The 14673-nt window shown below is 70.8% G+C and carries 12 protein-coding genes; 5 read left to right on the forward strand and 7 right to left on the reverse strand.

Going from position 1 to position 14673, the window contains the following annotated elements; all coding sequences use genetic code 11:
- Positions 1-2: 2 nt before the first annotated feature.
- Positions 3-1739, forward strand: a complete 1737-nt coding sequence (locus ACIQMR_RS11630) for a cation acetate symporter (RefSeq protein WP_401385208.1) — start codon at positions 3-5, stop codon at positions 1737-1739.
- A complete protein-coding gene (locus tag ACIQMR_RS11635; protein WP_266385647.1) occupies positions 1736-2947 on the forward strand; it encodes a sensor histidine kinase in 1212 nt (403 codons plus the stop codon). The genes ACIQMR_RS11630 and ACIQMR_RS11635 overlap by 4 nt, the downstream gene beginning before the upstream one ends.
- 36 nt (positions 2948-2983) lie before the next feature.
- Here ACIQMR_RS11635 and ACIQMR_RS11640 read toward each other — a convergent pair whose 3' ends face one another.
- From ACIQMR_RS11640 to ACIQMR_RS11655, 4 genes are all read right to left on the reverse strand, one after another.
- Positions 2984-3505 (reverse strand): hypothetical protein, encoded by a 522-nt coding sequence (locus tag ACIQMR_RS11640; protein ID WP_401385209.1) that lies wholly within the window; start codon positions 3503-3505, stop codon positions 2984-2986.
- 227 nt (positions 3506-3732) lie between these two features.
- Positions 3733-4275: a sigma-70 family RNA polymerase sigma factor gene (locus ACIQMR_RS11645; protein ID WP_401385210.1), complete on the reverse strand. Its 543-nt coding sequence runs from the start codon at positions 4273-4275 to the stop codon at positions 3733-3735.
- A gap of 207 nt (positions 4276-4482) precedes the next feature.
- Positions 4483-5913, reverse strand: a complete 1431-nt coding sequence (locus tag ACIQMR_RS11650) for an amino acid permease (protein ID WP_401385211.1) — start codon at positions 5911-5913, stop codon at positions 4483-4485.
- 110 nt (positions 5914-6023) lie between these two features.
- Positions 6024-6482, reverse strand: coding sequence for a universal stress protein (locus ACIQMR_RS11655; protein ID WP_266385634.1), 459 nt, complete (start codon positions 6480-6482; stop codon positions 6024-6026).
- Positions 6483-6542: 60 nt separating this feature from the next.
- Between ACIQMR_RS11655 and lysX the strand changes: the two genes are divergently transcribed.
- Positions 6543-9851, forward strand: a complete 3309-nt coding sequence (lysX, locus tag ACIQMR_RS11660) for a bifunctional lysylphosphatidylglycerol synthetase/lysine--tRNA ligase LysX (RefSeq protein ID WP_401385212.1) — start codon at positions 6543-6545, stop codon at positions 9849-9851.
- A 92-nt stretch (positions 9852-9943) separates the two neighbouring features.
- Entirely contained in the window at positions 9944-10798 is an 855-nt protein-coding gene (locus tag ACIQMR_RS11665) for a polysaccharide deacetylase family protein (protein WP_401385213.1), read from the forward strand.
- A 161-nt stretch (positions 10799-10959) separates the two neighbouring features.
- On the opposite strand, the gene ACIQMR_RS11670 is transcribed toward ACIQMR_RS11665, so the two are convergent.
- Complete coding sequence (locus tag ACIQMR_RS11670; protein WP_401385214.1) at positions 10960-11622, reverse strand: class F sortase; 663 nt, start codon at positions 11620-11622, stop codon at positions 10960-10962.
- A gap of 308 nt (positions 11623-11930) precedes the next feature.
- Here ACIQMR_RS11670 and ACIQMR_RS11675 point away from each other — a divergent pair, with 308 nt between their 5' ends.
- Positions 11931-13001, forward strand: coding sequence for a hypothetical protein (locus tag ACIQMR_RS11675; protein ID WP_401385215.1), 1071 nt, complete (start codon positions 11931-11933; stop codon positions 12999-13001).
- Between the two features lie 134 nt (positions 13002-13135).
- Here ACIQMR_RS11675 and ACIQMR_RS11680 read toward each other — a convergent pair whose 3' ends face one another.
- Together ACIQMR_RS11680 and ACIQMR_RS11685 are read right to left on the reverse strand one after the other, a co-directional pair.
- Positions 13136-13705: a hypothetical protein gene (locus ACIQMR_RS11680; RefSeq protein ID WP_401385216.1), complete on the reverse strand. Its 570-nt coding sequence runs from the start codon at positions 13703-13705 to the stop codon at positions 13136-13138.
- Positions 13706-13895: 190 nt separating this feature from the next.
- Positions 13896-14660, reverse strand: a complete 765-nt coding sequence (locus ACIQMR_RS11685; RefSeq protein ID WP_401385217.1) for a hypothetical protein — start codon at positions 14658-14660, stop codon at positions 13896-13898.
- Positions 14661-14673: the final 13 nt, after the last annotated feature.

Consider the following 14673-nt stretch of genomic DNA (forward strand, 5'->3'; position numbering starts at 1 on the left):
CGGTGAACCAGACCTACGCGGTGACGGCCGTGACGTTCGTCGTCCTCATGACCGTCCTCATCGGCGCACTCGGCCTGCGCATATCCCGCACCACCTCCGACTTCTACGTCGCCTCGCGCACCGTCAACCCGGGCCTGAACGCCGCCGCCATCAGCGGCGAGTACCTGTCCGCCGCCTCCTTCCTCGGCATCGCGGGGCTCGTGCTCCTCCAGGGCCCCGACATGCTCTGGTACCCCGTCGGCTACACCGCCGGATATCTCGTCCTGCTGGTCCTGGTGGCCGCCCCGCTGCGCCGCTCGGGCGCCTACACGCTCTCCGACTTCGCCGAGGCCCGGCTCGAATCGTCCGCGGTGCGGCGCCTCGCCAGCATGTTCGTCGTCGGTATCGGCTGGCTCTATCTGCTGCCGCAGCTCCAGGGCGCGGGACTCACCCTGGAGATCCTGACCGGCGCGGCCGACTGGGTCGGCGGACTCGTCGTCGCCGTCGTCGTCACGGGCGCCGTGGCGGCCGGCGGGATGCGCTCCATCACGTTCGTCCAGGCGTTCCAGTACTGGCTGAAGCTCACCGCGCTGCTCGTGCCCGCCCTGTTCCTCGCCGTCGCCTGGGCTGGCGACGACGCGCCTCGGGCCCGCTTCGACGCGCCCACCGTCTTCCGCGAGCACACCGAGGTCCGGATCGACGACACCGTACGGATCGAGCTGACGGCCCCGCTCACCGTCACCGTGTCCGGCGCGGTCGACGGCACCCGGCACGACGGCCGGCCGCTCACCCTCGACGAGGGCACCCACCGCATCGACGCGGGTACCACGCTCGGCTTCCCCGAGGGGGCCGCCGTACCCGAACGGGCCTCCACAGGCGCCGACCCCGCCAGCTGGTCCCAGCCGCTCGCCGGCGGACGCGACGGCTACCAGCTGTACGCCACCTACGGGCTGATCCTCGCCACCTTCCTCGGCACCATGGGCCTGCCGCACGTCGCCGTCCGCTTCTACACCAGCCCCAACGGGCGCGCCGCACGCCGGACCACCCTCGTCGTGCTCGGGCTGATCGGCGCGTTCTATCTGCTGCCGCCCGTGTACGGCGCCCTCGGCCGGATCTACGCCCCCGAACTCGCCCTCACCGGCGATGCCGACGCCGCCGTGCTCGTCCTGCCGGAACGGATGGTCGGCGGACTCGCGGGCGATCTGCTCGGCGCGCTCCTCGCGGGCGGTGCCTTCGCGGCCTTCCTGTCCACCGCCTCCGGGCTGACCATGTCCGTCGCGGGAGTCATCACCCAGGACGTGCTGCCCGCGCGCGGTGTACGGCACTTCCGCCTCGCGACCGTCCTCGCCATGGCCGTACCGCTCGCCGTGAGCGTCGTCGCGACCAACGTGCCCGTCGCGGACGCCGTCGGGCTCGCCTTCGCCGTCTCCGCGTCCTCCTTCTGTCCGCTGCTCGTCCTCGGCATCTGGTGGCGGCGGCTCACCCCGCCCGGCGCCGCGGCCGGACTCCTCACCGGCGGGGGCGCCGCGCTGACCGCCGTCATGGCCACCCGCGCCGGACTCGCGCCCGAGGGCTGGCCGCACACCCTGATGGCCTGGCCCGCCGTCTGGTCGGTGCCGCTCGGCTTCCTCACCATGGTGCTGGTGTCGCTGGCGACACCGCGCCACATACCGTCCGGTGCCGCCGCCATCCTCGCGCGCCTCCATCTGCCCGAGGACCTCGTCGGGCGGCCGTCCCAGGCGGAAGGAGCCCAGCGGTGACCGGGACGGCGCTCGCCGCGCTCGGCGCCGCCGGAGCCCTGCTGCTCGCCGCCGGATTCGCGCTCGGCCGGCTCACCGCACGGCGCGGCGGCAGCCCCGACCTCGACCTCGGCACCCCCGTGGAGCGGGCCACCTTCCACACCCTGCACACCGCCTCGCTCGCCGCACCGCCGCTGCGCGCCGGACTCACCGAGGACACCGCCCGCAAGGCCGCCCGCCGGCTGCGCTCGCTGCTCGGCACCGAGGCGCTGTGTCTCACCGACCGCGAGAGCGTCCTCGCCTGGGACGGCCTCGGCGGCGACCACCACCAGCAGCGGGTGATGCTGCGCGTCACCGAGGTGCTGGACTCCGGGCGCAGTCAGAGCATCCGCACCGGCTGCGACGACGTGGAGTGCCCGCTGCGCTGGGCCGTGATCGCGCCGCTGACCGGCGAGGAGGGCGTGCTCGGCGCGCTCGTCGCCTACGGCTCCCGGGAGTCGGCGGTCCTCGTACGGGCGGCGACCGAGGTCGCCCGCTGGGTGTCCGTCCAGCTGGAACTGGCCGAACTCGACCGCTCCCGCACCCGGCTCATCGAGGCCGAGATACGCGCCCTGCGCGCCCAGATATCCCCGCACTTCATCTTCAACTCGCTCGCCGCGATCGCTTCCTTCGTCCGCACCGACCCCGAGCGGGCCCGTGAACTCCTCCTGGAGTTCGCCGACTTCACCCGCTACTCGTTCCGCCGGCACGGCGACTTCACGCATCTCGCCGACGAGTTGCGCTGCATCGAGCAGTATCTGGCGCTCGCCGGTGCCCGCTTCGGCGACCGGCTCAAGGTGACCCTCCAGATCGCGCCCGAAGTGCTGCCGGTGGCGCTGCCGTTCCTGTGCCTCCAGCCGCTCGTCGAGAACGCCGTCAAGCACGGGCTGGAGGACTCCGGACAGGCGTGCCGTGTCTCCATCTCCGCGCAGGACGCCGGCTCCGAGGCGGTCGTCACCATCGAGGACGACGGTGTCGGCATGGACCCCGCCGAGCTGCGCCGCATCCTCGCGGGCGAGGCGGGTGGCTCCTCCGGCATCGGACTGTCCAACGTCGACGAGCGGCTGCGGCAGGTGTACGGCGACGACCACGGCCTGGTCATCGAGACGGGCCTCGGGGCGGGAACGAAGATCACGGTGCGGATCCCCAAGTACCGGGCGGGTGTGCACAAGAGCACGGGCGGCCACTGAGCCGTCGGGCCCGCGTGCCGCGTCCGGCGGCGGGCGTCAGTAGAGGTGGATGGCCAGATGCCCGAGCGGAAGCCCCAGCCGCCAGGCCGGAGTCCACACCTGCGCCGACTCGCCGGCGGCCGGGTCCGGCCCGAGCGCGGGATGCCACAGGCCGCCGTCCTCGCCGAGATCGGCGGCGAGCAGTTCGGTCCGCTCCAGCCACGTCCAGGCATCGCGCGCCAGTGCCAGATCGGGGTCCGCGCCGGTGATGTCCCGCTCGAAGGATTCCCGTACGGCCATGCGTTCACGTACCCAATCCCGCCACGGGTGCCCGTACGCCGTGACGGAGAGCCACTCGTCCAGCCGGGACGGCGTACGCCCGTCGGCCGGCCCGTCGTTGGCCTCGCACAAATAGACCGTCAGCGCCAAGGTCTCCCGGCCGGCTCTGTACTCCAGCGAACCGGGCTCCACGAGGCCTCCGGTGCGCAGGACCTCATCGGCTGTGTACTCGGCGCACAGCCAGGCCATGGGGACCGCAAGACCGCCTCCGCTGGTGCCGTTCGTACCCTCGGGCAGCACTCTCTCCACCTTCTCCCTGACGTGTTCTGGCACGGGTTTCGACGACGAGCCTCCACCCGGAGACACGCGTCAGGGTTCCTCTTTACTCAACTCGAGCGGGTCGTTTCGAATCCGGTCGTCCGCGGACGTGGCCCCAGGGGGAGCAGCACGCCCATGGGGGAGCGGGGACTGAAGTGACCCGCCCGGGGGCCGCGTTGAGGTCGGGCGGTCGGGGCCGGGCGGTCCCCTCACGCGGCGGACGTGAGCGGCGTCCTGCTGTAGCCGGGCAGGCAGCGTGCCAGGGCACGCAGCGCGTAGTACGAACGCGACTTGACCGTGCCCGCGGGGATGCCGAGTGCCTGGGCGGCCTCGGCCACGCTGCGGCCGTGGAAGTAGATCTGCACCAGCACGGCACGGTGCTCGGGGCTCAGCGACCTGACCGCGGCACGGACGTCGAGCACGGCGACCGCGCGCTCGGTGACGTCGGACGGGTCCGGGGTGGCGGCCAGGATGCCGTCACCGATCTCGGTGGGCCGCGCCAGCCGCGAGCGCCGCGCGTCGATCGCGAGCCGGCGGCCGACGGTGAACAGCCACGGCCTCATCGACTCGTACGGCGCGTCGAACGCCTCGGGATGCTGCCACGCCCGCAACAGCGTCTCCTGCAGCAGGTCCTCGGCGCGCTGCTGGTCGCCGTACGTCAGGCCGACGAGAAAGCTCAGCAGGGCGGGTCCGTGTTCGCGCTGCAGCTCGACCAGGGCCCGCTCGTCGGTCGTCGCCGTCGCCGTCGTCATCGTCGGCTCCTTTCCCGCATGAATGTCCGGAGAGTTCGCTCCTACGTGGCGTATCCGAACGCATCGGTGCGCGAAGGGACAGGCGTCACACACGGATGTGCGACGAGCGGTCGCACAGAGCGGCGAATGGTGCGCCGAACGGTCCACCGGCCGCGTGTCGTGCCGACGTGAGCCGCGGCCGGCCGCGTGGGCCCCGCCGCCGCGCCGTCACTGCGGCGGCGTCGCCCCGGTCTCCTGCTTCGCCAGGTTGGACTTCCGGTACGAGTAGCCGAAGTAGATCAGCAGGCCGACCACGAGCCAGACCGCGAAGCGGAGCCAGGTCTGCCAGGCCAGGAAGGTGATCAGCCAGACCGAGAACACGACGCCGAGCGCCGGCACGAACGGCATCCACGGACAGCGGAAGGACCTCGGCAGCTCCGGCCGGCGGTAGCGGAGCACGATCACCGCGATGCAGACGACGACGAACGCGAGCAGAATGCCGATGTTCGTCAGTTCCGCCGCCTCGCCGATCGGCAGGAACCCGGCGATGAGCGCCGACGCCACACCGACGATCCACGTCACCCGCACGGGCACGTGCCGCGTCGGGTGCGTCTTCGCGAACCAGTGCGGCAGCAGCCCGTCACGGCTCATGGAGAACCACACCCGGGTCACGCCCAGCATGAACGTGAACATCACCGTGAGGATGCCGATGATCGCCCCGATCGCGATGACGTTCGCGAGACCCGGCAGCCCGACCGACTCGAACGCCGTGGAGAAGCCGCTCTCCGGGTCGATCTCCGTGTAGTTCTGCATACCCGTCAGCACAAGGCAGGCCAGCACGTACAGCACCATCGAGATCGCCAGCGAGTAGAGGATCGCCTTCGGCATGTGCCGCTGGGCGTCTTTGGACTCCTCGGCCGCCGTCGACATGGCGTCGTAGCCGAACACCGCGAAGAAGACGGTCGCCGCACCCGTGAACGCCCCGCTGACGCCGTACGGGAAGAAGGGGTTGTAGTTGGACGTGTCGATGTGGAAGAAGCCGACCGCGATCACCAGCAGCACGACCAGCACCTTCAGCACCACCACGACCGTCTCGAACCGGGCCGCGTTCTTGATGCCGAGGGTGAGCAGGTACGCGGTGAACAGGCACAGGATCATCGCGAACAGATCGACCTCGTGCCCCGGGCCCGTGCCCGGCGCGCCCAGCATCCAGGCGGGCAGGTCCACCCCCAGCGCGCCCAGGAGGAAGCCGAAGTAGCCCGAGATGCCGATGGCGACCACCGCCACGATCGCCGTGTACTCCAGCAGCAGGTCCCAGCCGATGAACCAGCCCGCCAGCTCGCCGAGCACCGCGTAGCCGTAGGTGTACGCCGACCCCGCCTTCGGGATCATGCCCGCGAACTCGGCGTACGAGAAGGCCGCCGCCGCGCTGGCCACGCCCGCGATGAGGAACGAGACGAGCACCGCGGGACCGGCCGTACCGTTGGCGACCGCTCCGGCGAGGGCGAAGATGCCCGCTCCGATGATTCCGCCGACTCCGATCGCGGTGAGCTGCCAGAGGCCGAGTGTCCTGGTGAGCTGCTCGCTCGGAGCACCTTCTTCGATCTGTTCGATGGGCTTGCGGCGCAGCACGCCCTGTCCCATCCGGAGCCCTGCCATGAGTCACCTCTTCGCAGACTGCTGTCGGCCGATGGCGGCTCATGATGGCCCAGGGAGAACAGCGGCGGAAGACGACATGCGGTGTCGGCGAGGTGAGGGTTCCTGGGGGCTTACGGAACCACCGTCACCGGCCAGCGCCCGGCCTTCACCAGCCGCACCGCCACCGAGCCGATGAACCGGTGTCCCGCCGACTCGGACGCGCCCACCACCACCGCGTCCGCCTTCAGCTCGTCGGCTGCCGTCACCAGCCCGCTGTACGGATCACCACGGAAGGTGTGGAACTCCCAGCGTACGTCCCAGATGCCGCGCACCCGCTCCGTCGCCGCGCGGATCTCGGCGACCAGACCCTCGGCGATCTCACCGGTCGCGTCCACGACCGGAACGCCCAGCGCGGCGCCCGCGGGCATGACCGGCTGCACGTACACGAGCGCGAGCAGCGCGTTCTGGCGCCGGGCGAGCCCGCTCGCGTACGCCGCCGCCCGCAGCGACGATTCGGAACCGTCCACGCCTGCCACGATCACCTTCGGACCGTCGGTGCCGCGCTCGAAACCGCTGGGCTGCTCATTCACACCCTGAGGCTATCCCCGCCCGACAGGCGGCGGGGCGGCGGTCTCCCTAGAGTGCGGAACATGAGCGTCAGCGTGGCGGAGCGGGCGACCACGGCCCGGAGCGGATTCCTCGGCAAGGTGCCCGGCGCCTTCGCGATGTTCTTCGCCCTGCTCGGGGTGTACTGCGCGGTCATCGCGCTGATCGCACCGCTGCGCCGGCTGCTGGTCCCCGTCTCCGACTTCCTCGACCAGGTCGCCGTACCCGTCAGCGCGAACCTCGCCTACGCCGTCTTCCTGATGCTGCTGGCCGCCGCGATCGGCGCGCGGAAGAGGATCGCCTGGTGGCTGGTCGTCACCTATCTCGCACTGCTCGTCATCACCGACGCGCTGACCCTGATCCTCCAGCGGGACTGGGACTGGATCCCCAACCTCGTGCTGTGCCTGATCGCGCTCGCCCTGCTGGTCGTCGCCCGGCGGGAGTTCTACGCCCTGACCCGGCGCGGCGCGCTGCGGCACGCCCTGCTCGTCCTGGTCCTCGGACTGGCCGCCGGCATCCTCGTCGGCTGGGGGCTCGTCGAGCTCTTCCCGAACGACCTCGTACCCGAGCAGCGGCTGCTGTGGTCCGCCAACCGGGTGCTCGGCGGGCTCGCCTCCAGCGCCCAGTTCGACGGCACCCCGCCCCGGGCCCTCTTCTTCCTCCTCGGCCTCTTCGGCGCCCTGGCGCTGCTCAACTCCGCCCGCACGCTCTTCCGCTCCCAGCGCATGGAAGCCGCCCTGCACGGTGACGAGGAGCCCCGCATCCGCGCCCTGCTCGGCGCCTACGGCTCCCAGGACTCGCTCGGCTACTTCGCCACCCGCCGGGACAAGGCCGTCGTCTTCTCACCCAATGGCAGGGCCGCGGTCACCTACCGCGTCGAGGCGGGCGTCGCCCTGGCCAGCGGGGACCCCGTGGGTGACAAGGAGGCCTGGACCCCCGCCGTCGAGGCCTGGCTCGACGTCGCCCGCCGCTACGCCTGGGCGCCCGCGGTGATGGGCGCCTCCGAGGACGGCGCCCGGTCCTACGCCCGATCCGGACTCGGTGCCATCCAGCTCGGAGACGAGGCGATCCTGCAGGTCGACCGCTTCGACCTCGACGGCCGGGACATGCGCGTCACCCGGCAGGCCGTCGGCCGGGTCCGCAGGCTCGGCGCGACCGCCCGCATCCGCCGTCACTCCTCCCTCACCGAGGAGGAGATGAAGCAGGTCGTCGACCGTGCCGACGCCTGGCGGGACACCGAGACCGAACGCGGCTTCTCCATGGCCCTGGACCGCCTCGGCGACCCCGAGGACGGCGACTGTCTGCTCGTCGAGGCCTTCGACGCCGACGACGGCCTCATCGCCCTGCTGTCCTTCGTGCCCTGGGGGCGCGACGGGATCTCCCTCGACGTGATGCGCCGCGACCGCGACAGCGCCCCCAACGGAATCATGGAGTTCATGGTTGCCGAGCTGTGCGCGCAGGCCCCGCAGTTCGGCGTGCGCCGCGTCTCGCTCAACTTCGCCGTGTTCCGCTCGGTCTTCGAGGAAGGCGCCAGGATCGGCGCGGGACCCGTGCTCCGGCTCTGGCGCAGGATGCTGCTCTTCTTCTCCAGATGGTGGCAGCTGGAGGCCCTGTACCGGTCCAACGTCAAGTACCGGCCCGCCTGGTACCCGCGCTTCCTCTGCTACCAGGACGCGGGCGCCCTCGCCCGTATCGGCCTCGCCTCCGCGATCGCCGAGGGTTTCGTCTCCGTACCCCGGCTGAGCAAGCGCCGGGGCAGGGGACGGCCACGCGGCATCGCCGGACCCGTGGCGGGCACCGCGGGCCTTCCGCCGATCGACGCGATGGAGCTGACCGGGCCCGACACCGTACTTCCGATGGGGGAGCGCAGACTGCCCGAGCAGGTGCGCATCCGTCATCGCAAGCTGGAGCGGCTGCGTGAGCGAGGCACCGACCCCTATCCGGTCGGCATCGCCGCACGCACCGCCACGCTCGCCGCTGTGCGCGCCGCCCACCCCGACGTCCCGGCCGGGGCGCGCACGGGGGAACGGGCCACCGTCGCCGGGCGCATCATGGCCGTACGCGACTTCGGCGGCATCGTCTTCGTCGTGCTGCGCGACTGGTCCGGCGATCTCCAGGTCGCCTTCACCCGCGAAGGGACCGGCTCCGAGGTCCTCGACGGGTTCTCCGCCGACGCCGACCTCGGCGACCACATCACCGCCACCGGCGCGATCGGCGCCAGCGACCGCGGCGAGCTCACCGTCTTCGCCGACGCCTGGCAGCTCACCGCCAAGTGCCTGCGCCCGCTGCCCGACAAACGCCGAGGACTCGCCGACCCCGAGGCCCGGGTCCGCCGCCGCTATCTCGACCTCGTCGCGAGCCCCGACGCGCGCGGCGTCGTCCGTGCCCGCTCCACCGCCGTCCAGGCGCTGCGCCAGGGGCTCCTCGACCGCGGCTATCTGGAGGTCGAGACGCCGATGCTCCAGCAGATCCACGGCGGAGCCAACGCCCGCCCCTTCACCACCCACATCAATGCCTACGACATGGACCTCTATCTGCGCATCGCGCCCGAGCTGTTCCTCAAACGGCTGTGCGTGGGCGGTATGGAGAAGGTCTTCGAAATGGGCCGCACCTTCCGCAACGAGGGCGTCTCGTACAAGCACAACCCCGAGTTCACGATGCTGGAGGCCTACCAGGCCTTCGCCGACTACGACGTGATGCTCGACCTGGCCCGTGAACTGATCCAGGGCGCCGCCACCGCCGCCTTCGGCTCGCCCGTCGCCCACCGGGCAGGCCCCGACGGCAAGCTCGTCGTCCACGACATCTCCGGGACGTGGCCCGTCAAGACCCTTTACGGCGCGGTGTCCGAGGCGCTCGGCGAACGTGTCGACGCCGACACGGAGGAGGACGCGCTGCGCAGGCTCTGCGATCTGGCCGGAGTGCCGCACGGCCCCGACGACACCCGGGGCGACGTCGTGCTGGAGATGTACGAACGGCTCGTCGAGGAGAAGACCCAGCTGCCCACCTTCTACAAGGACTTCCCGACCGACGTCTCCCCGCTCACCCGCCAGCACCGTCGTGACCCCCGCCTCGCGGAACGCTGGGACCTCGTCGCCTTCGGAACGGAACTGGGCACCGCCTACTCCGAGTTGACCGACCCGGTCGAGCAGCGGCGGCGACTCACCGCCCAGTCGCTGCTCGCCGCCGGTGGCGATCCCGAGGCGATGGAGCTCGACGAGGACTTCCTCGACGCCCTGGAGTACGCGATGCCGCCGACCGGCGGACTCGGTATCGGGGTCGACCGGCTGGTGATGTTCCTGACGGGCCTGACCATCCGCGACACGCTGCCGTTCCCGCTGGTACGCCGCCACTGAACAACGTCAACTGATCGTCCCATCGGGTGTATTCGACCGCCGAACCGGTGTTGTTGAGGAGCCTCCGCCATCGCCCGTGGCAGCCATTGCTCATGGAGAACGATCAGATGCCGCAGAACCGCCGGTCGGTGCTGCGCATCGCCGCCTGTGTCGCGGCCGCCACAGCCGTGGGCCTGCTCGTCGACGAACGGTTCGAGTCGCCGGCCGCCGGGCCGGCCGGGCCGTCCGCCGCACCGGCGTTGGGGGGTCCGCAGGCGGGTACGTTGAGCACCGTGAGGAAGTCGTCCGCGTACCGGCTGCAGCCCATGACGGCGTTCGCCCCTGCCGGCCTGGCCAGGGGGACGACTCCCGTACGACAGCAGGCATTTGTGCGCATGCCCGGGCTCGGCCGCTCCATGGTGCTGAGCTTCGACGACGGCCCCGACCCCCGCTGGACCCCTCAGATCCTGAAGACGCTGCGGCGCCACGGAGTCCGGGCCATGTTCTTCGTGTGCGGTGAGATGGCCGTCCAGAACCGGGACCTGCTGCGGGAGATGGCCGACGACGGGCATGTCGTGGGCAATCACTCCTGGTCGCACCCCTTGCTCCCACAGCTCGCCCCGGCCCGGGTCCGTGACGAACTCGGCCGTACCAGCGAAGTCGTCGAGCGGACACTCGGCACTCCACCGCTGTGGTACCGGGCGCCGTACGGGGCCTGGGACAGGCACTCCTTCGCGATCGGCGCCGAGCTGGGCATGGAGCCGGTGGCCTGGACGATCGACACCCTCGACTGGTGCGAGCCCGGCACCGGCAGCATCGTCGGCCGGGTCATGGACGGGGCGGAACCCGGCGCCATCGTCCTGTCCCACGACGCGGGCGGCGACCGCTCGCAGAGCGTGGCCGCGCTGAGGAGCTATCTGCCGAAGCTGCTGCGGGCCGGGTACCGGATCAAGGTACCGACTCGCTGACGCAACGCCCCCTGGCGCAACGCCCGCTGATGCAACGCCCCGTGAAGCAACGCCCCGTGATGCAACTCCGCGTGATGCAACTCCCCGTGAGGCGAGGACCTCTGACGCAACGGCGCCGCCGGCCGGTCCGCCGTTCGCGGACCGGCCGGCGGACGGGACGCTCAGCGTGACGCGACCATGCGGGCGAAGACGACGACGTTGCCGTCGTATCCGGTGCCTCGCGAGTAGCCGCCACCACAGGTGATCACCCGCAGTTCAGGGGTGCCGGTGTCGCCGTAGACACGGGCACCCGGGAAGTTGTTCTTGGAGAAGACCTCGACGCCGTACACCTCGAAGACCGCCACCCTGCCGTCGAAGCGGGTCACTTCGACGTGCTGGCCCTTCTGCAGCGAGCCGAGGCCGTAGAAGACGGCAGGGCCTCCGGCGTTGTCGACGTGGCCGACGACCACGGCGGTGCCCTGCTGGCCCGGTGCGATGCCGTTCTGGTACCAGCCGGCGAGGTTGGGGTCCTGCGCGGGCGGTGCCTCGATCCATCCGTTCGCGTCCAGCCCCACATCGACCATCGGGGCGTCGACACCGATCGCCTGGACGGCGATGCGGGACGCGGGTGCGTACGGGAGCGGCTCCACGGTGCCGGGCAGAGGGACCGAGTCCGGGTTGGCCCGCATGTCGTCCAGCGCGGCCGCGACAGCCGGCTGGGGCGGGCCCATGCCGACGTCGACGCCGTTCCGCACCAATGCGAGTCCGGTGAGCATGACAAGAGCGAGAACGCCCCAGGGTGAGCGTTTTCTCGACTCCGAGCCGGTGTAGTCCTGGCGGCCCATGGTTCTCCCATCTCATCGTCTGCACGCACGCTAAGCGCGCCTGCCGGAACCGGCGACCTGAGAGGGGCGAACGGGTGGTACGGCCACTTGGGGTGACCCATACGAGTACGCAGTCATACAAAATCTCTGATGGTCTGTGACCTGCGGCTCCGTCAGATCCGGGCTCTTCACGTCGGCGTGTCGCTCACTGGGGTGGACGAGTCCCGAAATGCGTCGGATGTTCCTGCCGGTGAGGGTTCGTCATGGAGGGCGTTCTCGTCGAATCTCCGGAGCGCCGTTCCGGGGCGCACCTCCACTGGAGGTTCACCATGCGTGCTTCACGCGCTCTCGCGGTGGCGATCACCGCGTGTGCGGCCATGGGCGCCACCTCGCCCGTGGTCGCCGCCACCGCCTCCGGGGGTGGCAACGGTCCGACCAACGTCCGCATCTCCCCGTCCGAGGTTCACCAGGGCGCGACCCTGACCATCCTGGTCGATGGCTGCCACCGCGGCGGCACCGTCACGTCCAACGCCTTCCCCGCGGCGATCCTGACCACAGAGCGTGGGGGATATGGCCCGCCCGGCAAGCGAGCGGGCGAGGAGGGCTCGGGCGAGGCCGGGAACGGGACCGTGAACGGCAACGGCAACGGCAACGGCAACGGCAACGGCAACGGGACCGGGAACGGGACCGGGACCGGGAACGGGAACGGAAGCGGCTTCGGCCAGGACCAGGGCGGGAACGCGAACGCGAACGGGAACGCGAACGGGAACGGGAACGCGAACGGGAACGGGAACGGGAACGGGAACGGCAACGGGAACGGGAACGGGAACGGGAACGGCAACGGGGTCGGGAACGAGAACAACAACAACGGCCACAATGACCAGGGCGGGAACAACAACAACGGCCGTAACGACCAGGGCGGGAACAACAACAACGGCCGTAACGACCAGGGCGGGAACAACAACAACGGCCGTAACGACCAGGGCGGGAACAACAACGGTCGTAACAACAACAACGGCCGCAATGACCAGGGCGGGAACAATGACCGCCGCGGCAACGAGGGCCGTAACAACAACCACCACAACGACAACCGTCGCAACGACCGCGACCGTTTCGACAACTTCCGGCGCGGTGAAGGCGTCGCCCTCGCGACGGCACGGATCTTCGACCGTGCGACCCCGGGCCAGTACAACCTGGCCGTCCGGTGCCACGACAGCAACCGGATCGCCACCCGGACCTTCATCGTCCTCTCGGGCCGTGGCGCCCTGGGCGGCATCGGTGGCTCACAGAAGGCCTCCAGCACCGAGATGGCCGTCGGCGGCGGTCTCGTCGCCACCGCGGCAGTCGGCAGCGCCGTCTACCTCTTCCGCCGCCGCCGCATGAGCAGCAGAAAGGCTTGACCCGCCGAAGCTCCCATTCGGCCTTCACCGCCCGTCGCCCCGAATCCTGGCTCAGGACTCGGGGCGACGGGCGTTGCGGGGATGCTGTGGGAGTTGTGGGTGCTGTGGGGCGGATGCCGTGAGACTGCGAGCGGTCAGTGAAGCCGGCCGCCCGAGCGGCGGCGCAGTACGTAGAACACTCCGCCAGAGGCCGCCAGGACGAGCACCGCACCTGCCGCGATCTCGCCGGCGTTCATCCTGCTGATGCTGCCGCCGATGCCGCCCCTGACGCCCTGGGGGGCGGGGACGGTCGAGGTGGCCGTCGACCGGGTCGTCGGCGTGGCCGAACCGCCTGCGCCGCCGCTGATGGTCAGGTCGGTCGTGCCGGTCTGGCCGTTGCAGGTGAACTGCACCGAGTACACGGCACCGCGCCGGGCGTCCCAGTCGATCGTGGCCGTGCCGGTCTGGCGCGGATTGATGGTCTCGGTGTCGAACACGCCCGACGAGGCCGTGGCCGTCGTGCTGCAGCCGGACACGCCCAAGGTGACCGTGCCGCCGGGGGCGACGGTCGAGGGGGTGACGGCGAACGCGAACGGCTGTGCTGTCGGCTGCTTGTGGACGCTGCCGCCGGCGCCGTCGGCGGTGTCCGCCGCCGCGGTGGGAAGGGTCAGAGCGAGGGCGGCCGCTCCCATGAGAGCGGCGGACGCGACGGGTATCGCGCGCATGGCAATCCTCCGGGTCCCCGAGGAGCAGTTGCGGAAGGGTTTCCACAAGGGCAGGGAATGCACCTCGATGACCGAAACGCTAGAAGTGCGCATTCACCTCCGCGATCTCAGACGGACGAATGGGGCACGCTTGTCCCCCGAGTGGCGCACCGGCGGTTTCCCCGGCTTGCGCCGCCCGGGGATCGTGCTCTCAGTTCACGATGTGCGGGAAGAGGTCGGTGAACGGTCCCGCGGTGGCCGCGAGGCCCCTGCCGAACGGTGCGTCGAAGTCCCAGATGAGGAAGAGCAGAAAGGCGATCAGCGCACTGAAGAGTCCGGCCAGCAGCAACTCGCGGAAGGTCCGGCGGATCTGGAGCGTGAAGATCAGGCCAACGGTCACCAGTGCGCCGGAGATGAGTCCGAACCAGACCACACCGGGCATCGTCGCCTCCGCGCCCTGCCCGCGGGCACTTCGCGCGTCGTCGGCCGCCGCGACCTGATCGACCAGTGGCTGGTACGCCTGCCCCTCGTGGTCGGTCTTCGGCACATAGTCCGTCACGTCCCGGCGCACCCGGTCGAGCAGCCTGGTGCCCTTCTCGGTGAGCTGTCCCTTCTCGACCATGTGGTCCCACTCGGTGTTCACGGCATAGCCGACATAGGCGTCGACGTCCTCACGGATACGGGCGCGGACCTCGGCCGGATAGACCTCCGCGCGTGCGCTCACCTCGTGCAGCGCCTGCGCTTCGTGGCGCACCGACTCCTGGGCCGCGCTGCGAGCCTCCCAGACGCCCGCGATGGCCAGGCCCAGCACGATCGCGTACACCACGCCGATCATCATCGTCATGTACTCGATGACGCTGGGGGTCTCCGACGGGTCGTCGTCCTCGCCGACCCGCCGGTGGTTGATGGCGGTGATGGTGAGGACGACGGCGCACGCCGCGGCCATCGCGATCGACAGTACGACCCATTCCGACAAGGAAACCTCCGGG

It is taken from the genome of Streptomyces sp. NPDC091376 (assembly GCF_044757085.1).
Taxonomy (GTDB): domain Bacteria; phylum Actinomycetota; class Actinomycetes; order Streptomycetales; family Streptomycetaceae; genus Streptomyces; species Streptomyces pratisoli.